The 23,145-nt window shown below is 34.8% G+C and carries 17 protein-coding genes; 10 read left to right on the top strand and 7 right to left on the bottom strand.

Features of this window, described 5'->3' with window-relative positions; translation table 11 throughout:
* Positions 1-57: 57 nt before the first annotated feature.
* From FVB9532_RS07840 to FVB9532_RS07830, 3 genes are all read right to left on the bottom strand, one after another.
* Positions 58-2,037, bottom strand: coding sequence for a cytochrome-c peroxidase (locus FVB9532_RS07840; protein ID WP_150544655.1), 1,980 nt, complete (start codon positions 2,035-2,037; stop codon positions 58-60).
* Between the two features lie 140 nt (positions 2,038-2,177).
* Positions 2,178-5,657 (bottom strand): alkaline phosphatase PhoX, encoded by a 3,480-nt coding sequence (locus FVB9532_RS07835; RefSeq protein ID WP_150544654.1) that lies wholly within the window; start codon positions 5,655-5,657, stop codon positions 2,178-2,180.
* A 157-nt stretch (positions 5,658-5,814) separates the two neighbouring features.
* On the bottom strand, positions 5,815-7,650 hold the full coding sequence (locus tag FVB9532_RS07830) for a cytochrome-c peroxidase (RefSeq protein ID WP_150544653.1): 1,836 nt from the start codon (positions 7,648-7,650) through the stop codon (positions 5,815-5,817).
* Between the two features lie 212 nt (positions 7,651-7,862).
* Here FVB9532_RS07830 and FVB9532_RS07825 point away from each other — a divergent pair, with 212 nt between their 5' ends.
* A complete protein-coding gene (locus FVB9532_RS07825) occupies positions 7,863-8,696 on the top strand; it encodes a hypothetical protein (protein ID WP_150544652.1) in 834 nt (277 codons plus the stop codon).
* Positions 8,697-8,807: 111 nt separating this feature from the next.
* On the top strand, positions 8,808-9,110 hold the full coding sequence (locus FVB9532_RS07820) for a hypothetical protein (RefSeq protein WP_150544651.1): 303 nt from the start codon (positions 8,808-8,810) through the stop codon (positions 9,108-9,110).
* A 132-nt stretch (positions 9,111-9,242) separates the two neighbouring features.
* Here FVB9532_RS07820 and FVB9532_RS07815 read toward each other — a convergent pair whose 3' ends face one another.
* Complete coding sequence (locus FVB9532_RS07815; RefSeq protein WP_150544650.1) at positions 9,243-10,262, bottom strand: threonine aldolase family protein; 1,020 nt, start codon at positions 10,260-10,262, stop codon at positions 9,243-9,245.
* A gap of 187 nt (positions 10,263-10,449) precedes the next feature.
* On the opposite strand from FVB9532_RS07815, the gene FVB9532_RS07810 reads away from it, so the two are divergent.
* From FVB9532_RS07810 to FVB9532_RS07790, 5 genes are all read left to right on the top strand, one after another.
* Positions 10,450-10,824 (top strand): methylglyoxal synthase, encoded by a 375-nt coding sequence (locus tag FVB9532_RS07810; protein WP_150544649.1) that lies wholly within the window; start codon positions 10,450-10,452, stop codon positions 10,822-10,824.
* A gap of 88 nt (positions 10,825-10,912) precedes the next feature.
* Positions 10,913-12,008 (top strand): peptide chain release factor 2 gene (prfB, locus tag FVB9532_RS07805; RefSeq protein ID WP_150544648.1). Its coding sequence is split into 2 segments (ribosomal slippage): positions 10,913-10,975 and positions 10,977-12,008, totalling 1,095 coding nucleotides; the frame shifts between segments, so codons are not numbered across the junction.
* A gap of 94 nt (positions 12,009-12,102) precedes the next feature.
* Positions 12,103-12,444, top strand: a complete 342-nt coding sequence (gene arsC / locus FVB9532_RS07800) for an arsenate reductase (glutaredoxin) (RefSeq protein ID WP_150544647.1) — start codon at positions 12,103-12,105, stop codon at positions 12,442-12,444.
* Positions 12,445-12,517: 73 nt separating this feature from the next.
* The gene (locus tag FVB9532_RS07795; RefSeq protein ID WP_150544646.1) at positions 12,518-12,916 is read left to right on the top strand and encodes a hypothetical protein; all 399 of its coding nucleotides are present in this window, start codon (positions 12,518-12,520) and stop codon (positions 12,914-12,916) included.
* Between the two features lie 127 nt (positions 12,917-13,043).
* A complete protein-coding gene (locus FVB9532_RS07790; RefSeq protein WP_150544645.1) occupies positions 13,044-15,587 on the top strand; it encodes a TonB-dependent receptor in 2,544 nt (847 codons plus the stop codon).
* A 135-nt stretch (positions 15,588-15,722) separates the two neighbouring features.
* Here the strand turns inward: FVB9532_RS07790 and FVB9532_RS07785 are convergent, their stop codons facing one another.
* Positions 15,723-15,905 carry a hypothetical protein gene (locus tag FVB9532_RS07785; protein WP_150544644.1) on the bottom strand — a complete coding sequence of 61 codons (183 nt, stop codon included), beginning with the start codon at positions 15,903-15,905 and terminating at the stop codon, positions 15,723-15,725.
* A gap of 193 nt (positions 15,906-16,098) precedes the next feature.
* Here FVB9532_RS07785 and fumC point away from each other — a divergent pair, with 193 nt between their 5' ends.
* Entirely contained in the window at positions 16,099-17,496 is a 1,398-nt protein-coding gene (gene fumC, locus FVB9532_RS07780) for a class II fumarate hydratase (RefSeq protein WP_150544643.1), read from the top strand.
* A gap of 413 nt (positions 17,497-17,909) precedes the next feature.
* Here fumC and FVB9532_RS07775 read toward each other — a convergent pair whose 3' ends face one another.
* Together FVB9532_RS07775 and ccsA are read right to left on the bottom strand one after the other, a co-directional pair.
* Complete coding sequence (locus FVB9532_RS07775; protein ID WP_150544642.1) at positions 17,910-18,308, bottom strand: copper resistance protein NlpE N-terminal domain-containing protein; 399 nt, start codon at positions 18,306-18,308, stop codon at positions 17,910-17,912.
* A gap of 5 nt (positions 18,309-18,313) precedes the next feature.
* Positions 18,314-21,544, bottom strand: coding sequence for a cytochrome c biogenesis protein CcsA (gene ccsA / locus FVB9532_RS07770; protein WP_228482270.1), 3,231 nt, complete (start codon positions 21,542-21,544; stop codon positions 18,314-18,316).
* Positions 21,545-21,817: 273 nt separating this feature from the next.
* Between ccsA and FVB9532_RS07765 the strand changes: the two genes are divergently transcribed.
* Positions 21,818-22,567, top strand: coding sequence for a Rossmann-like and DUF2520 domain-containing protein (locus tag FVB9532_RS07765; RefSeq protein WP_150544641.1), 750 nt, complete (start codon positions 21,818-21,820; stop codon positions 22,565-22,567).
* Positions 22,560-23,084, top strand: a complete 525-nt coding sequence (locus FVB9532_RS07760) for a KdsC family phosphatase (RefSeq protein ID WP_150544640.1) — start codon at positions 22,560-22,562, stop codon at positions 23,082-23,084. Before FVB9532_RS07765 ends, FVB9532_RS07760 begins: the two co-directional genes overlap by 8 nt.
* Positions 23,085-23,145 lie beyond the last annotated feature (61 nt).

Raw genomic sequence — 23,145 nt, 5'->3', positions numbered from 1 at the left:
TTTAAAATAGACTTATATATTCTTATAGTCGAAATGGATTTTTTATAGGAGGAAAATCTATTGAAACGGATTATCTGAAAGTGAGTTTAAAAATGCAATAAGTGCTTCTTTTTCTTTTTGAGAAAGCTGAAGGGAATCCTCTGGTAAGGTTTGCTGCGGAAGCTCATAACTCAAACCAATTCCTGCTGCTCCACCTTGATCATAAAAATCAATCACTTCTTCTAAAGTTGCGTAAGCTCCATTATGAAAATAAGGAGAAGTAAATGCTACATTTCTAACGGTCGTGGTTTTAAAGGAATGCTTATAGATGTCTTGCTGTTCTGTAAATACGTGATTGTTATACCTGCCTAAATCTTTATCTATTTTGTAAGCATCCGGTTTTTCTAACACGCCTAACACTTCACTTTCATTTTCACGATACAAAGGTGGAACCAAACCGGAAAATGTTGGTGGAAAATGACAAGTGGCACAATTGGCTTTTCCCATAAATAAATTAAAACCTTGCTTTACTTGTTTAGAAATATTTTTTCGTTCTCCTCTTACATATTGATCAAATTCACTATTAAAAGAGCGTAAGGAAAGCACATAAGAAGACAAGGCTTTGGCAAAATTATATCGGGTTAATGGTTGTTTTTCATCAAAATTGAGAGTAAATAGTTTTTGATAAGTTTCATCTTGGGAAAGTTTCTCCATTATTTCTTCAAAATTCGTGTTGAATTCTAAATGATTTTCAATCACGTGTTCCGCTTGTTCTTCTAAATCCTGCGCTCGTAAATCGTAAAAATAACGATCGGCAAAAACCGCATTGATTAAGGTAGGAGAATTTCTTAACACCGTTTTCCCATTAATGCCGGAAAAAGATTTTTTCTTACCATCGGTAAAGGCTAATTCCGGTTGATGACAACTTGCACAACTCATCTTCCCAGAGTGGCTTAGTTGTTTCTCATAAAATAATTTTTCTCCCAATTTTCTTAATTCTTTAGAATCTTCCTTTTGATTTAAGAGACTGTAGTAATAAGGGTTTAAGAAATCGTCTGCAAAAATATTGGTGCTTTCGGCATTCCATGAAGGTGTTTCTTCATAAATACTGGCTGTTGATTTTATACTTAAACTTTGTTGCGCCTTCCATAAACTTGCATAAAGTGGGTTTATATAATTGATAAGAAATGCTAACCGATCAAAACTTTCAAAATTCTTACTTTTATCAATAAACTGAATGCTTGCCTTAAACAGCTTGTTAATTTCAGTTCTCTCTTTCTGTTTAAGCTTTCCTGTAATTGGTGTTAGTAAAACTTGTGTCCCGAGTAGTGCATGTTTTGCTTCTTCCAACGCATGTAAAGAACCTGGTGTATCAAAACCAGTAATTCCCAAACTAAAAATCCTAATTAATTCTAGTCTTGCTGCTTCTGCAATTTCAAAGTCATAAAAATAAACCCGATGTGAAATTGCTTTTTTAATCGGTTTAAAATATTGCTGAAGCGATTGAGAAAGTTTTAGAATTTGCTCTTTTTCTTCTTCTGGATTTTTAGAAAAAATTAGTTCATCTAAAATCTGTAAGCCTTTGGGTTCAACTACTTTGGCTTTCCCCCTAAAATGTCCTGTATCTAATACATCTAAAGGCAAACTTGTTTTATACGCTTCAGGTGACATAACATATGAATCGTCTTTCTTGTTTTCATCCATAGGAAACGCATCTAAATGCGGTAACGGCGCTCCATTGAGATAAGCTTTTACGTGTTCTGGATAGTAAAAAGCTATTACGGCTTCAATTTTCTTAAAACTGTTTCTTGTTTTTGTTAATTGATGCTGAAGTTGTGCTATAGAAATATTTCCTTTTTCAAATTGAACTGCAGTGGCTACCAATTTTTCAATTTCAGAAGAAGTCGCTTCCACTCCATTTTCTATAATTTCCGAAAAGTCTTTCGATTGATAACTTTCGCTTTCCTTTTTGCCTAAACTAAAAAAGGAACAAAATCCTATTAACATCAATAAAACAACTGCTATTTTAAGAATTGCCTTATTCAATTTCAGTATCATTTAAAGATTTTAAAAAAGTGATAATAGCTTGCTTTTCTACATCGGTTAATCCTATATACTTGAATTTTCTCATGCTTTCAAAAATAAAAAAGACCGGTAAAAGCTTTACCGGTCTCTTTTTTAAATTATTATTATTAATCTTACTGGTTTGTTAAGACTTTATACCTTCCAGATTTTCCTGCTACATCTACTTGAATAATCAACATTTGATGAGCTTGAATGGATTCTGACAGATTAAGGTTTATCTTCCCATTTACAAGTTTTGTATTGGAAAGGTTTTTAACCCTTCTTCCCAGTAAATCGAATACCTCAACACTTATATTTTCTGTTGAAGCATCTTTCACTTCAATATAAACTTCCCCTGAAGTTGGATTAGGATATACTGCGACCTTACCTTTTAAAGCGTTATCCACACTTAAAGTTTCAACTTGAATATATTCAGATTTTTCCATTTCACTGTTTCCTGCAACGTTAGATGTTTCTAATTTCACATTAAACAGACCATCAGCAGTATAAGTTACCGTTGGGTTTTCTTCTGTGGAAGTGGCCGGATCCCCACCTTCAAACGTCCAGTTCCAAGTGTCGGGATTGTTTGTACTCAAATTGGTAAAGGTTACTGTTTCTCCTTGTTGAATTTGTACTTGATCTGCCACAAAATCGGTTACCGGAGCTTGTATTCCTAGGTTTTCATTTAAAGAGAATACTACGGTAGAAGAAGCATTGATGGTAACATCATTAAACGTTGCATCTTGTTGTGGTTCGTTATTTCCACTTGGATGTTGTACAGAAAAGAAACCATATTTAAAATCTGGAGAAAAAGTTAATCCTGTTGGTTCAGAACCATTGGGCATAGAAGCAAATAATTCTACTTTAGGATTGGCTTGCGTATGGTCTGGTCTAACTACCCAAATGTAGTTGTTCCCCCCATCTTGTAATACCCAAAGGTTTCCTTTGTCATCAAAGGCAAGGTTGTCGTTACCTCCACCCCAATCTTCAGTAAAAGTACCATTAGCTGTGGTGATTTCATAACTCATCCCTCCCACGAAGGTCTCAAAATCGGTTACACTATTACCTAAATCGGTAAAGCGATAAGTTCTACCTTTTCCTTTTGAAGTAAAATAAACCTGCCCCGTAATTGGGTGAATTTCACAATCTTCAACTCCATTAAAATTGGTTCCGCCTAGTGTTGCAGCAGTTTCATTTAAATTATTTCGTTCAGCTTGCGTATCATTAGGTACTTCGATCCACTGTGCTGTAATGGAATTTGGCTCGTTACCAGAAAGTGGTAAATCCAATTTCAGCACGTAAACTGTTCCTGCCGTTAAATCTCCCGGTGTATCCATCACGTATTTGTAAACACAATGGGTTCCCCCGTCTTCACCATAATAAGCAGTAGTGGCATCTGGGGAAATCACCACATTTTCGTGCTTCATTCTTCCCATCGCCCAAAGCTTTTCTTGACCATTACCATAATCCATTACTTCTGCAGTTTCCGGATCAATTTCTACTAACCAACCCACATCTTTGTAGCCATCACCATTTTCATCTCCATTATTGGTAGATTCTTCTGCGGTAACTACCGTTCCCCACGGGGTAATCCCTCCAGAACAGTTTCTGGTAGTAGTCGCTAAAGCATTATTATAGAGATCTACCGGCTGACTGTAATCTACTTCCCATAAATGATTATCGGTATTTAAGTGAAGATCGACAATGGAAACTCCTCCCGGTGTGTTTTCGTGGTTCACCGATAAATATCCGTTTTCACTACTTCCGTCGATGGGGATATAAGCCGTAAAGTCGTTATTACCAGGTACGTTCCCAGAACCATCTAAATAAGCATCTCCCTGCTTAAAGATCAACTGAAACCTGTGTTCTTCCGGTATAATTAAATTTGGTGTTTGTCCAGTTGGCGTAATTGATGTAAAACATCCTACATGTGGCTCATCACAATCAAACTCAATACTTTCTTGATTTTTAATATACATATCAAAACGCATATCAGAACTTTGTCCGTCACGATTGTGCACCTCAACTGCAATGATATTTACTCCAGCTTGAAATGCTGTTTTTGGCACATAATGAAGCTGATAATCTATCTCATCTGAACCGCTAATAATTTCTGCAGAATGGGTTTGGTAATCTATATCTCCTTCCGGCATATTGTCCCTAAATACTTCTTCACCGTTTACATACACTACTGCACCATCATCCCTTCTGATTCCGAATTCAACCATATCGGTCATTTCTGAAAGGTCTACTTCCATTTCTCGGACAAAATAGGTAGTAATGTATTTATCACTAGCATCAGGTCCGTAAGAAATTTGCGTCATTACCGGATCACCATAGCCTAAAGTTCCTTCTCCTCTAGACCAACTTGAATAATCATAACCAGGTTCATTCCAAGCTTCTTCATCTAAGCTTACTCCAGTATCTAAATAATTCCATTCTGTTTGTTTAGGTAAAGGAAAATCTATAGGAGCCAAAGGAGCTAAATCATATTCTAAAGTCATATCAAACCTTAAATCTGAACTACCTGCTGAAGCCTGATGCAGCTCTACCGCAATTACATTACCACCATTTTGCAGTAAGTTAGCAACTTGGTTTTGGTGCCACGTACTTTCATCACTCCCTCCAACTGCTGTTGAGGCATAGGTATTATAATCAATAGCTCCTTCCGGCATATTTAAGCGAAAAACTTCTTGACCATTTACATAAACTACAACACCATCATCTTTTTGGGTACTGAAATTTAAATTCCCTATAAAAGAAGCATCTTCAATTGTAATATGTTTTCTAAAGTAATAAGTAGGATATTTATTACTTGAATCACTACCGTAATCTAAGGTTGTATTTTCAATACCATCGCCATACCCTAAAATAGCATTTCCTTGATCCCAACTAGCATCGTTAAAGTTTAGATCTTTCCAGGTCGTACCTAAATCTACTCCAGAATCGTTATAAAGCCAAGAGCTTTCTTCTTCTATTAAGAAATTACTTGGAGTAGTCTCATAGCTAAGTTTCATATCAAAACCTGTATCAGAACTAGAAGGACCTCTTTGATGTAATTCAACTGCAATTACATTATCACCATCTTGTAAAAGATTACTAGTGTAATTAATATCGTAATCATTTTCATCAGATCCATCTATAGTAGAGCTCGCATAGGTATAATAAGTTACTCCTGTAGCTGGCATGTTTAAACGAAATGCCTCTTGTCCATTTACATAAACAATAATTCCGTCATCATAAAGACTTTCAAAAATCAAACTTTGAATTAAGCTAACGTCAGCAACATTAATGGTTTTTCTAAAATAATAAGTAGGATACTTGTTACTTGCATCTGGTCCATAATCAAGTGTAGTAACCTCATTACCATCACCATAGCCAAATTTAGCATTACCGCTAGCCCAAGATTCATCATTAAAGTCAGGATCTTTCCAGGTTGTACCTAAATCAATACCAGAGTCATCGTATTTCCAGTTATCTCCTGTATCTATTAATACATTAGAATCGGAATACATCATACAATTTTCTTCAGTAACTACTGAAGGAGTTTTAGCAAGAGATAAGCTCAAGCAAAAAACACTAAAGAAAAATAACAAAAAGGATTTTTTTTTCATGAGTAGAAATTTTCGGGGTTTAAAATTTACCTCAAAAGTACTTATGAGATGTAAAGTAACTATGTATTAGATTTTAAGCTTTTTTTAGGAAAAAGTTATACATATTAGCTTAGGCTTAATTGAATATTACCAATGTAAATTTGGAGTTAATAGAATGCTACTCCCCTGTATCATTTAAAGCTTTTAAAAAAGAGATAATGGCATGCTTTTCCACTTCGGTTAATCCAAGTGGATCTTCACTTAAGGTTTGGTTGGTTACTTTTAATCCCTTTCCGGCACCGCCGCCATCGTTATAAAAATCCATCACTTCCTCTAAAGTTTGGTAAGCTCCATTATGAAAGTATGGCGCGGTTAAAGCAACATTTCTAACGGTCGTCGTTTTAAACGATTTTTCGTAAATCCAAGCTTCTTCGTTTTCAATTTTATTGGCCAACCTACCCGGATCTTGATCTAGTTGCAACAGACCGGGTCGCTCTAAAACTCCTAAAATTTCACTCTCAGTGTCGCTGTAGTATGGAGGTACCAAGCCAGAAAAAGTAGGCGCAAAATGGCAAGTAGCGCAAGCGGCTTTGCCCATAAATAAGTTAAAACCTTTTTTTGTTTCATCACTTAACGTATTAGATTCATTTCTTATATATTGATCAAATTCACTATTAAACGAAGTAAGCGATAGCACATAAGAAGCTAAAGCTTTGGTGAGATTTCCCCTATTGATAGCCGCTTTACCAAAAACCTTTTCAAATTTATCTGCATACTCTTTTTCCTCTCTTAATTTGGTTAGAATTGAACTGTAGGCGGTATTAAATTCATCTTGATTAAAAATTACGTGTTCGGCTTGTTGCTCTAAAGTATAAGCCCTTAAATCGTAAAAATACCGATCGGCATAAACAGCATTTAATAAGGAGGGTGAATTTCTTAAAACGGTTTTCCCCTGTACATTACTCATCGATTGCGGTTGCCCATCGGTAAACGCTAGCTCGGGCTGATGGCAAGAAGCACAACTCATCCTTTCGTTATTACTTAAAATAGGATCATAGAACAAAGATTCGCCTAAGTCTTTCAGCAATTTACTGTCTTCTTCTTTTTTTAGTTCGGTAAAGAAATATGGATTTAAAAAGTCTTCGCTGAATATTGATTTACTTTCCGGATTCCAAGCAGAATTGTAACTTAAAAATTCAGGCAACTCAGCCTTTACAACTCCTAACTTTTTATAAAGCGGATCGATATAATTTCTAAAGAAACTAAGTCTATCAAACGTATTGAAATCTTGATGCTGTTGGACATATTGAACCGCTTCTGCTAGTTTTTCTTGGAGAAATGCAGCCTCCTTTTTTCTGAATAATCTTTTATTTTCTTTAATAAATTGAAGCATACTTGCCAGCGAAACTTCAGCTTCCGGCAAAGCATTTAATGATCCCGGCGTATCAAAACCCGAAACACCCAAACTAAACACACGAATTAACTGAAGCCGAAGTGCCGGAATTAATGTTTTGGGATCAATTGGTTTATTGGGAAGACTTTCGAATAAAAGTCCATAGGAATTTCGCAGCTTGGTAGCGATGGAAGATAGCTTGGTTTTTTCTTCTTCCGGATTTTCGGCAAAAGCCAATTCATCTAAGACCTGTAAGCCTTCCGGCGGAACAATATTTGGCGAGGTTCCGGTTCGTTCAATTTGCAAAAGTGGTGCGCCATTAATGTGGCTATTTACATATTCGTGAAATTCATAGTCTAAGTAGAACTCCACTTTTTTATAAGCCAAGCGTGTATTTAACACTGCCGTTCTTAGCGAATCTTTTTCAACCGAACCTAATTGAAAGCCTCGGGCTATTTTTTGTAATTCTTCAACCTCCTCGTAAAATTCTTTGGCAGCGGTAAGAATAAAATCTGGTTGCTGGTAATATTCTTCTTTTTCACTTTGAAAAGAAAAAAGCAGTACGCCCACCATAACAGTAATTATTGCTATTAAAAAAGTTTTGACGGGACGAATAAACATAAGGCGCAATTTCAAAAATCGTTCAAACTTAATGGCTAACTATTACTTGGGTTGTACCTAAAGTTTAAGAAATGATTAATTAAAAGTGTAAGCCTGTTTTAGGGGTGATTAGGTGTTGTGTAAGAAATGAAAATATGGTTATTCAAAAATTTTATATATTTAGACAGTTATAATTTTGATTAAATAATATAGTGTAAAAAAGAAAATCTGAAATGCAAAAAATAGCCTTATTGCTTTTAATGATATCAAGCATTTTTTCTTACAGTCAGAATAAAGAAACTAAAAAAATTTTAAATGAAGGAAAATTACTTTTCAGACTAGAAAAAGGTTCTTGGTACGGAACTGATGACATATTAGAAAGATTTAAATCTAAAAAAGACTCCATAGGTGGATATTTATCTTATGAAACAGAAACAAATCATATTCATACAATTTTCTTTAGTCGTTTTGATTCTGATAAAATACTAGTACGATATGAGTTTGATAGCTTGCCAACACCTAACCCCATAAGAATAGATACAGTAAAACACAAAGCAACTACTTTAGAGCAAAACCTGATTGCCATACGGCAAGATGCAAGAGAAAAAGCTTCTTCTAATGAAGATGATTTTTTTAAGTTTTATGAAAATGCATCATTAAATTTCATCCCTCTAATTAACGAAAATGAAAGAAATGTTTTTGTTTTGACTGGACCTCAAGTTTCAGGAATTGTATTGATAGGAAATGATTATAAATTGAAATACAACAACAAAAATAAATTAGTAAAAAAAGAGAAGATTCATAATTCTATTTTAGAATTCCCCTACAATTCTGGAGATAAGGAAAATAAAACAGTTTCAACATACCATTCACACGTGATTACTGATTATATTTCATCAACTGATATTTGTACTTTATTGCTATACAAAGATTATGTAGAATGGAATCAACATATCGTAATAAGCCAAAAGGAAGTCTCAATATTTGATTTAGATAAAGAATCATTATTCACTATGAAGAGAAAAGCGTGGGAAAAAATATATCATCAACAAAAAGAGAAAAAATAATCATATCTACAAGTGTAAATTAAAGCCAGATTTCCTTTAAAAAATCTTTATAAGATGATAAGTAATGGACTCCTCTATTAAAATTAAAAAAATATATACCTAAAATAAAAGATGAAAGAATTAAAATTAATTGGATTTATAATTTGTTCACTAATCATAATTTCTTGCTCTACAACTAAAAATATAAAGCAAACTTCTAGAGATGGAAGTTCATACGAAAAAGCAATTATAGCCAAAAGTATAAGTGAAGAGTACGAATACGTAAAAACAGTATGTTCTAATTGTCAATTTTTAGGACAAGCTTTATCTTATTATAATGATAGGCCATATGATATTCTAAACCTGAAAAAACCAAATGGAGAAAAGGTTTCCTATTATTTCGATATATCAAGTTTCTTTGGAAAAGGTTTTTAGATAATAAATTTCACTCAAATTCACTCAAATTCAAATTCAATACCTGAACCTGAAATCAAACAAATAATAACTACTAAAAGTCTTAAACTTTTATTTTTTAAAAAAAGATTACAAATTAAAGTGGCTATCTATTCAAACCAATCCCTTTAAAATCTCCATCAACTCTTCGTGCATAGGTTGCGTATATCCTAAATGCGTAACAATTCTTAGTTTCCCTTGCCCCATGCCACTAATTATGACGCCCCGATCTTCCAAGCGTTTTAAAAAGTCGACTTCGTTGATGCCATCATTTAGGTAAAAAATAATGATATTCGTTTCTACCGGTTCCACTTGTTTTACATAGGCTTGTGCTGCTAAAGTTGTCGCCAATTCTTGTGCTCGTTGATGGTCTTCCGCTAAACGCTCCACATTATTTTCCAAAGCATATAAACCGGCAGCTGCCATAAAACCAATTTGCCGCATTCCGCCTCCAAGTACTTTACGAACACGCATAGCATTTTTCATTAATTTTTCATCACCTATTAATACGGAACCCATCGGTGTTCCCAATCCTTTCGATAAACACACTGAAATCGTATCAAATACTTCTCCATATTGTTTTGGGCTCTCGCCTTTGGCAACCAAAGCATTAAATAAACGCGCGCCATCTAAATGCAAACCTAATTGGTGTTCATCACAAACTTTTCTAATAGCTTGAATCTCTTCAAAATCATAACAGGCACCACCACCTTTATTGGTCGTGTTTTCTAAACAAACCAATGAAGTTAATGGACTGTGATAAAAATCTGGCGGATTGATATTTTCTGCCACCTGAGCAGCAGTGATCATTCCGCGGTTTCCATCTACCAATTTACAGGAAACCCCACTGTTAAATGAAGCTCCGCCACCTTCATAATTATAAACGTGCGCCCATTTATCACATATCAATTGTTCTCCGGGTTGCGTGTGAAGTTTAATTGCCGCTTGGTTGGCCATACTTCCGCTAGGAAAAAAAAGCGCTTGGTCTTTACCAAACATTTCCGCTAAACGCGATTCCAGTAAATTTACGGTAGGATCTTCTTTATAAACATCGTCCCCTACTTCAGCATTCATAATCGCTTCCAACATGGCCGGTGTAGGTTTAGTAACCGTATCGCTTTTTAAATCTATCATAGCTATTATTTACATTTAGAAAATTCAAATTTACAAGAAACCTTTCAGGTGTATGGGCTTTAGATAAATTATCAATTCATATAGAAATAACTTATTTGAAGAAATGCTCTTATTCAAAAAATATGTTTCTTTATAGCAGAAAGACCACCAGGTGGTTTTATAATTTTAAAACTTAAATTCAATAAAAATGGAAATTGCTATAATTGCGCACGATGGTAAGAAAGATGAAATGGTGAAATTCTTAAAAGAATATGAAGACTTTTTTCATCAAGATCATATTCAATTAATTGCGACAGGGACTACGGGTAATAAAGTAAAAAGTGCAGGCTTTAAAGTACAACCTTATCTATCCGGTCCAATTGGTGGCGATGCCCAAATCGCAGGTCGCGTAGCCGAAGAAAAATGTAAAATGGTGATTTTTTTTAGAGATCCTTTAGAGAAACACCCTCACGAACCTGATGTATTGATGCTCTTACGTATATGTGATGTGCACAATGTCCCGTTGGCCTCTAATCCTGCATCTGCAAAACTTTTAATAAAAGGAATTTCTCAAGCTGACTAAAAATTATTCTGAAGAAATATATGCCCAAATCTTTTTTTGAAATCTGATGAACTTCTATTTTTGCCCAAATACATAAAAACTAATAATTATGATTACTCAAGATACTTTAAAAGAACTCAAAGAACGTGTCACCTCCCTAAAACAATATCTTTGACGTTGATGCCAAGCGTGTCGAAATAACCAATCTTGAAGAAAAAACCTTAGCCCCGGGCTTTTGGGACAATCCACAAAAAGCACAAGTAATTGTCAGACAATTAAATGCCGAAAAAAAGTGGGTTGATAGCTACGAACAAGCCTTAACTTTTTACGAAGATTTAGAAGTTATTTTTGAATTCTACAAAGAAGGGGAAGCTTCTGAAGACGATTTAAACAATCGCTACCAAAAGCTTAAAAATCTACTGGAAGATTTAGAATTTAAAAATATGCTTTCTGAAGAAGGAGACGACCTATCTGCAGTTCTACAGATTACAGCTGGTGCCGGTGGTACCGAAAGTTGTGATTGGGCAAGTATGCTCATGCGCATGTACTTAATGTGGGCAGAAAAGCAAGGTTTTAAGGTTCGAGAGCTCAACCATCAAGAAGGTGATGTTGCCGGAATTAAAACGGTAACCTTAGAGATTGAAGGTGATTATGCTTTTGGTTGGCTAAAAGGTGAAAATGGAGTACATCGTTTGGTTCGTATTTCTCCTTTTGATAGTAATGCTAAACGTCATACCTCTTTTGCATCGGTATACGTCTACCCATTAGTAGACGATTCTATTGAAATTGAAATTAATCCCGCTGATATTGAAATCACTACCGCAAGATCCAGTGGTGCCGGAGGACAGAATGTAAATAAAGTGGAAACCAAAGTTCAATTGGTGCACCACCCTACCGGAATTCAGATTTCTTGTTCAGAGACGCGTTCCCAACATGAAAATAGGGCTCGTGCCATGCAAATGCTGAAATCACAATTGTATGAAATTGAACTTCAAAAGCAATTAGAACAACGGGAAGATATTGAAGCCAGTAAAAAGAAAATTGAATGGGGATCACAAATCAGAAATTATGTGATGCATCCATACAAATTGGTAAAAGATGTTCGCACCGCTGAAGAAACCGGAAATGTTGATGCTGTGATGGATGGTGATTTAGATGCTTTCTTAAAGGCATACTTAATGATGATGGGGCAACGTGAAGAATAAAGTGAAGTTGAAATCGAATTAGAAACTGAATAGAAGCTAATTCAACTTTGCAAATTCCTTAATTTCTTCTATATTATAGATAAATAAAAAAATCATGATTAAAATATACCACAATCCTAGATGTTCAAAATCTAGAGAAGGACTACAACTATTACAAGAATCAGGAAAGGATTTTCAAATCGTGAAATACCTCGATATCCCTATGAAAAAAGAGGAAATAAAAAAGGTATTGGAATTACTGGAAATTTCAGCAGAAGAGCTCGTCCGTAAAAATGAAAAAGTCTGGAAAGAGAACTATAAAGGTAAAGAGCTTTCTGAAGACGAAATTATTTCTGCGATGCAAGAACATCCTAAATTAATAGAACGTCCAATTGTTGTAAAAGATAAAAAAGCCGTGATTGGAAGGCCACCCGAAAAAATTAAAGATTTAATATAATTTTTAAGCTTTTTAACCGCTAATTAACGGTAATTAAAGGTAGTTATTCATAATTTGGAAAAAACTTTAAATTATGAAAAAAATCATACTACTTTTAATTGCCGTTTTTACTTTTCAACTTGGTCAATCGCAATATCGTACCGATCTTGCAGAGGCTAGCCCTAGAATGGAAGCAAGAGCCGATAAGCAAGCTAAAAAACTTACCAAAAAACTGGCTTTAAATGGCGAACAACCACTACTGGTTAAAAATAAATTAACCGAGTTTTACGTCAAGAGACAAGAAGTGATTGATGCGGATCTTTCTAAAGAAGAAAAAAAGAAACAAATAAAAGCTTTAGAAATCAATAAGCTTAAAGAAATGAGAGATATTCTTACCCAACCACAATACGATCAACTTCTAAAAGTTGAAAGAGAAATGCGCCAAAAGCGATTAGAGAAAAGAAAAAGCAAAATGAAAGCTAAAAAACATTAGTCATTCAATTGCTTTAAAATAGAACCTCTTCTTTTTAAGAAGGGGTTTTTTTGTTAACTTATTTTTAACACAAAGCCTATTAAACGATTTTTAACTAATCAGGTCTTATACTCAAACTGAAAAACTAATGACCCAAAAACTAACAATAGCGAAAGCTATTTTATTTTTTATTACCCTAAGCTTAACCCAATTTGCAAATGCCCAAAATAAAGTTGATGTTACCGGAAAAGTAGTCGACAAAGATGCCGGCGTTCCTCTAGAATATGCTACTATCACTTTTAAAGATGTTACTGGTGAACGTGCCCCACAAGGAGGAGTCACTAATTTTGACGGAGAATTTTCTATTGAAGTTTATAAAGGAACTTACGATATTCAAGTGGAGTTTATCTCTTTTGAAACTAAAACTTATGAAAATCGAGAATTAACAGAAGATTTTAGCATGGGAACAATTTCTTTAGGATTGGATTCCGATAGTTTAGATGAAGTAATTGTGCGTTCAGAAACTACCCAAGTAGAAGTACGTTTAGATAAAAAAATCTACACGATAGGCAAAGATCTCACTACACAAGGAGGAACGGTAACCGATGCGCTTCAAAACATACCTTCGGTATCGGTAGATATAGAAGGTGGAATTAGTTTACGGGGAAATGAAAACGTGCGTATTCTTATCAACGGAAAACCTTCCGCAATGGCAGGATTTGACGACACCAATATCTTTCAGCAATTGCCTGCAGATGCTATCGAGCGGGTTGAAGTAATTACGAGTCCGTCAGCTCGATATGATGCTGAAGGAACCGCCGGTATCTTAAATATAATTCTGAAAAAAGAAAAAACATTAGGTGTTAATGGTTCAGTACAAGCTTCTTTAGGTTTTCCCATTAACAATTCATTTTCAACTACATTAAACTTAAGAAGTGATAAGTTCAATATTTTCAATAATACAGGCGTGTATTACAGAAAATCACCGGGAAACGCATTTTACGACAATAATTACATCAATGATAATGAAGACCAGTTTGACAGAATTATCGAAGATCGTGAATATGATCGCAGACGTAGAGGGGTAAATACCAATTTAGGAGTCGAATACTTTATTAATGAAACTTCCTCGATTACTACTGCCCTTTTTGGTAGGTGGGGTAACGATTTAGATGTTAGTGAAACTAGTAATTATAGATATTTTGATAATACCGGCTTAGATAGTGAAACTTATAGAAGGCAAAATGAAAAAGAAATTGAAGAAACCTATCAAGCCTCGGTAAACTATATCAAAAGATTTAATGATGAAGGTCACAAATTAACGGCAGACGTTCAATATTCTTATGATCATGAAGATAAGCCAAATACAATTAATGAGGTTGAAGTTTTCCCTACCAATAATTTAATTGACAGAGAACGTATTCAAGAGAATGAAAAACAAAATGAATTTCTTGTACAAGCAGATTATGTGCTACCTATGGGCGATGCGCAATTTGAAGCAGGTTTTAGAAGTAATTTAAAATCTACAAAAAATGATTATTTTTTAGAATCATTTGATCAAGACTCGGATAGTTTTATCATAGACGAAGAACTTTCTTACAACTTTAATTATGATGAAAACGTGAATGCCATTTATTCACAATACGGTAATAAGCTAGGTGATAAATTCTCATTTTTATTAGGTTTACGTTTAGAACATACACAGTTAAAAGGTAGTGTTTCTTCTCCTTTTTTAACCACAGAGGAATTAGAAGATACTTTTGATTTCAACTTTAAAACAAATTTTGACAAAAACTATTTAGGGCTATTTCCTACTGTAAATTTAATTTATGAGTTAGATGAAAATGAAAATGTAACCTTAGGCTATAACCGAAGAATTAACCGACCAAGAGGATGGTTTATTAATCCATTCCCTTCCCGTTCAAGTAGAACCAATGTTTTTCAAGGAAACCCAGATTTAAACCCTGCATTTTCAAATACTTTTGATTTAGGATACTTAAAAAAATGGGACAAATTAACTTTTAATGCTTCTATCTATTACCAGAGAGAAACGGATTCTTTTGAGCGAGTACAACTGAATAATGAAGACAGCAATGAAACTGACGGAATTACACAAATTGTCTTTCTACCCATCAACCTTTCTACTCAAAATCGAATAGGTGGTGAAGTTGGTGCAATCTGGAATCCAACTAAAAAATTAAGATTTAATGGTAGTTTCAACTTTTTTAGATTTGAGACAGAAGGTACTTATACCGCTCCAGCTACAGAGAAAGTTCCTGACCCAGAGGTGCAAGATTTTGGGACAACCAGTACAAGTTTCTTTGGAAGGTTTAGTGCCAAATACACCTTACCCGCTGCAATCGACCTTCAAACCAATGGATTTTATGTAGGACCCAGACAAAATTCGCAAACCGAATCTGAAAGCATTTTTTCTATGGATGTGGCTTTAAGCAAAGAAGTGATTAAAGATAAGCTTACAGCCACCTTTAATGTAAGAGATGTATTTAATTCTAGAAAAAGAAGATCGTTTACACAATCAAATAATTTCACCTCCGATAATGAGTTTCAGTGGAGAGAACGTCAATTCACCATATCTTTAATCTATAGATTTAATCAATCTAGAGAAGATAGAATGAAGGAAAGAGGTCAAAGTGGTAATGGCAATATGGACGACGGCGGAGGCGAATTCTAAAAAGACATTTTTTTTTACTTACCCTCAATTTTTAAATCCCCACACAGTCTAAAATTTTTGAATTATTTTAGGCAACCCCACAAAAAAAAGGAAGCTAAATTTAGCTTCCTTTTTGATTTTTTATATGTAAATAGCTTACTTATTAAGCGCTTCTTGCTTTTTTCGCTTAGCCTCTTTCTTTTCTTTAATCATTTCTATAATAGAACCTCCTACCCAGTAAGGTACAACAAAGGTTAATAAGAAAATCATTAACCAAAAGCCAATGGTTGCAATGGTTAAAAATGCTAAAAAGCCAAGATATTGATCAAATTCAAACATAATTTCTAGATTTCAAGAATTTTTCCAAAAATAAATATTATTACTGAATTAACACAAATAAAATTCCAATTTTATTAACATAGTTGTTAGCTTTTCTAAATACAGCTCTATTTGGAGCATATTCATCCCTCAACTTTTACCTAAACAAAACTAAATCCTTAAATTTGTAAGACTTTAAAAATTAATCAACAAAATGGAATATAGAATAGAAAAAGACACTATGGGCGAGGTAAAAGTACCTGCCGATAAATTATGGGGTGCACAAACCGAACGCTCTAGAAACAACTTTAAAATTGGTCCGGCAGCTTCTATGCCACTAGAAATTATTTATGGTTTTGCTTACTTAAAAAAAGCTGCGGCTTACACCAACGAAAAATTAGGAGTTCTACCCACTGAAAAAAGAGATTTAATCGCTAAAGTTTGTGATGAAATTTTAGCAGGGAAACACGATGATCAGTTTCCGCTAGTGATCTGGCAAACCGGTTCGGGTACACAAAGTAATATGAATGTAAATGAAGTAGTCGCTAACCGTGCTCATCAGCTTGCCGGAAGAACCATCGGTGAAGGCGATAAAACACTTCAACCTAATGATGATGTGAACAAATCACAATCTTCTAACGATACCTTCCCTACCGGAATGCACATTGCCGCTTACAAAAAAGTGATGGAAGTAACCATCCCCGGAGTGAAACAATTAAGAGATACGTTAAAGAAAAAATCTGAAGAATTTAAAGAAGTAGTGAAAATTGGGCGTACGCATTTTATGGATGCCACTCCCCTAACCCTTGGGCAAGAATTTAGTGGTTACGTTTCACAATTAGATCACGGTTTAAAAGCCTTAGAAAATACACTTCCTCATTTAGGTGAATTAGCTTTAGGAGGAACCGCTGTAGGAACCGGTCTAAACACACCAAAAGGTTATGCTGAAATGGTCGCAGAATTTATTGCTGAATTCACTGAACTTCCATTTACTTCTGCTGAAAATAAATTTGAAGCTTTAGCGGCTCACGATGCGTTAGTGGAAACCCACGCTGCTTTAAAACAATTGGCTGTTTCTTTAAACAAAATAGGAAACGATATTAGAATGTTAGCTTCAGGTCCGAGAAGTGGAATCGGTGAGATTAATATTCCTGCAAATGAACCTGGTTCTTCTATTATGCCCGGTAAAGTAAACCCAACTCAATGTGAAGCCCTAACTATGGTTTGTGCACAAGTAGTTGGTAATGATGTTGCAGCAACCGTTGGTGGTTTACAAGGTCAGTTTGAATTAAACGTATTTAAACCAGTGATGGCGGCTAACTTGTTACAGAGCGCACAATTAATTGGTGATGCTTGTGTTTCTTTTGAAGAGCATTGTGCTAATGGAATTGAACCTAACCAAGAGCGTATTGATGAGTTACTGAAAAACAGTTTAATGTTAGTCACCGCTTTAAACACCAAAATCGGTTATTACAAAGCTGCTGAAATTGCCAATACAGCTCACAAAAATGGAACTACATTAAAAGAGGAAGCCGTAAATCTAGGCTACACCACCGCAGAAGAATTTGATGAATGGGTAAAACCAGAAGATATGGTTGGCGAAATGGATTAAACCTTATAGCCCTAACAAAAACAAAAGCCATTTCACTAGTGAAATGGCTTTTGTTTTTGTTGACGTTTTATTCTTTCAAAATACTCAATTAAAAAAATAATATTTATATTTTTATAGTAAAACGAACATCTTAAAAGCAATAACAAGCTAAATGAAAATACTTATAAATTTGATTAAAAACCCTTCAAAAAACATCTTAATCCTATTTACTGCTATATGGTTGTTAATAATTACGTTATTCATCTTTAGTATTACAGATGTATTTGACGAAAGTTTATTTCAGAAAAAATACATAGTACTTTATTTATTAGTATTACTGAATCCAACATTGCTTCTCATGAATATTTTTAAGAATTATAGAAAAAACAAAAAATCCCGATAAAATCGGGATTTTTGTTTCTATTATTATTTTTCTATTCAGTATCGCTTGTATCCTCAAATTGAGTTAACGTATAATTCTCTGGTTGTTCAAAAGGCTTTGCCTGATCATTTAATCGAATGAGCTTATGCTCTTCCACCTTAAAAAATAACGGCATCGCTTCTGGTTGGTTGATCCTAAAAACACCCTCGTGGTCAGTCCACTCAAATTCACCTGTCATTCTCTTGATTTCATCTCCTTCCTCGAGTTTATAAATCTCGTATAAAACATAATGTTGATCTTCACTTAAGGTAAGTTTAGTAATTACTTTATCACAAGCATTACAAGGTAAATCTCCTTCATATACGCCTGTATAATTTACTGATGCATTTTTATTACAACTCGTTACACCAATAGCAACACAAATAACTATGATAAAAAAATTCAATTTCATATCAATTACTTCTTCAAATATTTCACAAATTTTCTTCTAGCAAAATGACCTAGAATTAACCAAGCTACGAATGCAATCACAATAAATTTGTAGCTGATAATTTGGTCTCCACTTGCATAAGAATGCAATCCTGTTAAGTAAAAATTCACCCCAAAATAAGTCATCATAATGGAGGCAAAGGCAAAAACTGCAGCCCAATTAAAAGCAAACCTGCCACGTAAACCGGGAACCAATCGCATATGAATCACAAACGCATATACCATAATACTTATTAATGCCCAAGTTTCTTTTGGATCCCAGCCCCAATACCTACCCCAACTTTCATTGGCCCATTGACCTCCTAAAAAGTTACCAATGGTGAGCATTACTAAACCTACGGTTAATGAAAGTTCAGTAATAATAGTTAATTCCTGAATGTTCAAACTCATTTTCTTTCGGTTCTTCTCGTTGGTTAAAATCATTAAAATCAATGAAACCAAACCGAGAATCATTCCTAGCGTAAACGGACCGTAACTCGCTACGATCACCGCTACGTGAATCATTAACCAATAAGAATCTAATACCGGTACCAAGTTAGAAATAGCCGGATCCATCCAGTTCCAATGAGCAACCATTAGAATCATAGAAGAGACGAAAGCTGTTGAAGCAAAGGTTAAATCACTTTTTCTACCAAAAGCCAACCCAAAAAACATTGTTGCCCAAGCTACATAAATCATACTCTCGTAAGCATCACTCCAAGGAGCGTGACCCGAAATATACCAACGGGCAATTAAAGCTGCTGTATGCAAAGCAAACAAAATGATAATAGCCACTTTACTAATAGTAATAATAGCTTTCACTCCTTTTTTATCGTAAAAGAGTTGTAGAATCACAAAAATAAACATCACCAAACCGGCCAGCATATATTGCCAAAAAAGACCCCGGAAAACATCGTATTTATTGTACATGATCTCCAAGTTGATTTTTCGTTCAGAAGGCATGACCTGTTCTCCGTATTTTCGTTGGTAATTTTTAATGCCTTCCAATAGATCATTGGCTTGCTTATAACCTCCGGTTTGTTTAGCCAAGCGTACATTTTGCATATAGGCTGGCAATAAACGAATCACCATACTATCCCTAGCAGTAAACTTATCTTGGTTTTCAAATAATTCAGGATAAGAAAGCCATTTGTTATTCTCTGCATTTGGGATAGGGAAAATTTTAAGCACCTTTCCTTCCAAAGTTCGATATAACAAATTCACCTTTTCATCGGCAGCAATAAAATCTTTCTGAAATTGATTTTTAACCTTAGCTCGATAAGCGCCTTCCAAATATGGAGCAAGTTTATAAGTTCCGGTAGAATCATTAAAGAAATCATTTAAAGGAATATGTTCTGCCCCTTTCTCAACTCCTAAGATATGATGCAGGCTATCGTTTTTAGCTTTTACATAAATTAAAGGAACGCTATACCAAAGGCTTGGCATTTCTACCATCGAAAATAAAACCTGATCGCTATTGAGCCCTTCATAGCTATCAGATTTACTTAGTTTTCTTACTAATTCTGAAGAATAGGTATTTGCCGGTTTCATCCTTCCACCTTCATCCTGAATCACCAATCTCCCAAACTCTGAAGCGTGTTCTTTAGAAACCGCATTGGCTTTAACGATGGAATCAGCTTCAGCCTTGGTAAACCTTGGCGGCATCATAGTGGTATGACCGTTATTTTCAGTATGCTCGTGTTGGTGTTCTTTGTTTATTTCACCTGAAGTCACATTTACTTCTTGTTGAGCAAAGCCATTTAAACCAATGGCTAAAAACAAAACTCCTAGTGCTTTTGCTTTTTTTGCTTTTATTTTATCTAATTTTACTTTTAACTCTCCAAAACGAGAATGCTTATCAAATAAAATCCACATCAATCCTAAATAAAGTAAGAAATAACCAATGTAAGTCACCCAAGTTCCCCACCAGTCGTGATTTACCGATAAGACGGTTCCTTTCTCATCGGGATCAAAAGAGGATTGAAAAAAACGATAACCTTTGTGGTCCAAAACGTGGTTCATATAAATTGAGTAAGGCTTTGACTCGCCACCATCAATTAATTCAACTTTACTTTTGAAGGAAGAATAACTCGGCGTAGGATTATCTTCAGTTCCCGGATATTTTTCAGCAATAAAATCGTTCAGCTTTAAAGCAAAAGGAAGTTCATATTCTTTACTTCCATAACGCGCATAAATCTCCAGATTATCAACATTAATTTTTTTATAATCGTTGATAATCCCTTTGGCTCCCAGAAGCTTTAATTCTTCTGTTTTTCCGTTGGTGGTCACATCGAGTACCACTCCGTCTGCTTGTCCTTTTTGAGGTTGTTCTGAAGCAATCAAATCGTAATGACCTCGTACCGCAGGATCGGGAAATACAAACTGCATTCCTGCTAGTTGATAAAGTGAGCGTAGATTTAAATCCTGAAGTGAATCGGCAACTACTTCCCCTTTCTTTTGATCTGCCATTCGCATGTAATTCCCTTCAAACGGAGAAGATATTTTATATTCCCCATTTTCTAACTGAACATTAATAGCTCCGTCGGTGGGCGCATTAAATGCGAAAAGTACATTATGAATACTGCTTACTTCTCCTTCTTCTAAATAATGGTCATGGCGTTGTCCGCCTCCGGCTTCCACTACTTTTAAATACCGCTTTCCATTTTCATCTTCCACCAAGCCTTCTTCTGCATCATCTATAAATTTTTTAACTGTAAAAGTCACTTCCTGTCCTTTAAAATCGGTCGTTACAGTTTTATGATTATCAATTCCCGGAGCAAGGTTTAAAGGTAGTTTTACTTCCCTCCGTAAAGGACTTCCGTCTACTTCACCATCCAACAAAACAGAAAGGTAAGTTCTTTCTGAAAGCATGGTGTTAGAAACCTCGCCTTCTCGAATAGGCATTACTCCTTCGTAACCAATATAGCGGGTAATTCCTGCTCCTATAATAATTAAAAAGAAAGATAAATGTAAAATTAATGTACTTGCTTTTTCTTTACTCCAAAGGCGGTAGCGTTTGATATTTCCCAAAAAATTAATGGCAAAAACTAACATAATTGCTTCAAACCACCAAGCATTGTAAATCCACTCCCTTGCGGTTGCTGTAGTATAAGAATTTTCAACAAAAGTACCTACGGCCATAGATAATGCAAAAACAATAAACAAAATAGCCATTAATCGTGTGGAAAAGAGAATTTTCACCAGCTTACGTTCAATCATGGAGAAGTATTTAAAAACGCTGCAAATTTACCCAATTTAAACCGATTAGCCTTCAATATTTCGCTCAAAATCTCAATTAAATGTTAATTTTATAAGTATCTATATTTTTGATATGCTTAAGTAAATGAAGTTCTTTACAAAATTGTAGGTCATACCCAGCGGAGTAGAGATATTTTAATACCTTTCGACTCCGCTCAAGCTAACAAATTCTAACGTCAAAGCTTTTTTATAGCTATAGAAAATGGTTCTTCATGATTTTAATATTTTAGCCGAATGATAAAAATTGTAATTCTTGGTGCCGGGAATGTGGCCGGTCATCTTTTCAAAGCTTTTCAAGCCACTGAAAATATTGAAGTGGTCCAAGTGTATAACCGAAGTGAAACTGCTTTAGAAGATTTCAAATCGGAAACCGCAATCACCACTCATTTAGCCGACTTAAAAGATGCTGCTATTTATTTAGTTTGTGTGAAAGATGATGCCATTAAAGAAATAATTTCACGACTAGCTCACAAAGAAGGAATTATCGCACATACCTCAGGAAGTGTTCCACTTTCTACTTCTGCAAAGAGAAATGCCGTTTTTTATCCATTACAAACCTTTTCTAAACAGAAGGAAGTGAACTTTCAAGAAATTCCGTTTTGTTTAGAAACTTCCGAAGAGAAAGATTTTAGCTTATTGGAAAAGTTGGCGAAATCTGTTTCAGAGAAAGTATTTTCAATTTCTTCTGAACAACGTCAAAAATTACACCTTGCAGCTGTTTTCGCTAATAACTTTAGTAATCATATGTTTGCCATTGCAGAAGATTTATGTGCACAACATCAAGTTCCTTTTGAAGTATTAAGTGCTTTAATTAAAGAAACCGCACAAAAAGCAACTCAAAATTCTCCAAAAGAAGTACAAACGGGGCCTGCCAAAAGAAATGACCAAGCTACCATAAAACAGCATTTAGCACAATTAAACAATGCCGATTATAAGGAAATTTATAAATTGCTCACCCAATCAATAAAAAATAAAAATGGATAGAAATTATAAAGAAATTCTCAACGATATTACCACGTTTGTTTTTGATGTAGACGGCGTTTTAACCAACGGTTCTGTATTGGTTTCTTCAGAAGGCGAATTGTTACGCTCCATGAACGTAAAAGACGGTTATGCCATGAAAAAAGCAATTAAAAACGGTTACACGGTCTGTATTATTTCTGGCGGAAAAAATGAAGGCGTTCGCAAGCGTTTACGTGGATTAGGAATTACAGATATTCATTTGGGCGTGGAAGATAAAGTAGAATGTTTAGATGAATTTTTTGATATCTACGAAATTGATGCTAAAAATGTAGCGTATATGGGTGATGATATTCCTGATATTTTTCCGATGAAAATGATTGGTTTGCCTAGCTGTCCACAAGATGCTGTTTCTGAAGTAAAAGCTATTTCTAACTATATTTCTCATAAAAACGGAGGCGAAGGTTGTGTTCGTGATTTAATTGAGCAAGTCATGAAAGTACAAGGGAAATGGGAAAATGAAGTGATGAGCAACGAATAATTAGGTTTTAGGTAATGGGTTTTAGGAACTAGAAAAACTGCACACTGCCATCTGAATAATA

This window comes from Mesonia oceanica (assembly GCF_902499555.1).
Taxonomy (GTDB): domain Bacteria; phylum Bacteroidota; class Bacteroidia; order Flavobacteriales; family Flavobacteriaceae; genus Mesonia; species Mesonia oceanica.
The sequence above is the reverse complement of the archived record's forward strand: the minus strand, read 5'-3'. Positions and strand labels throughout refer to the sequence as shown.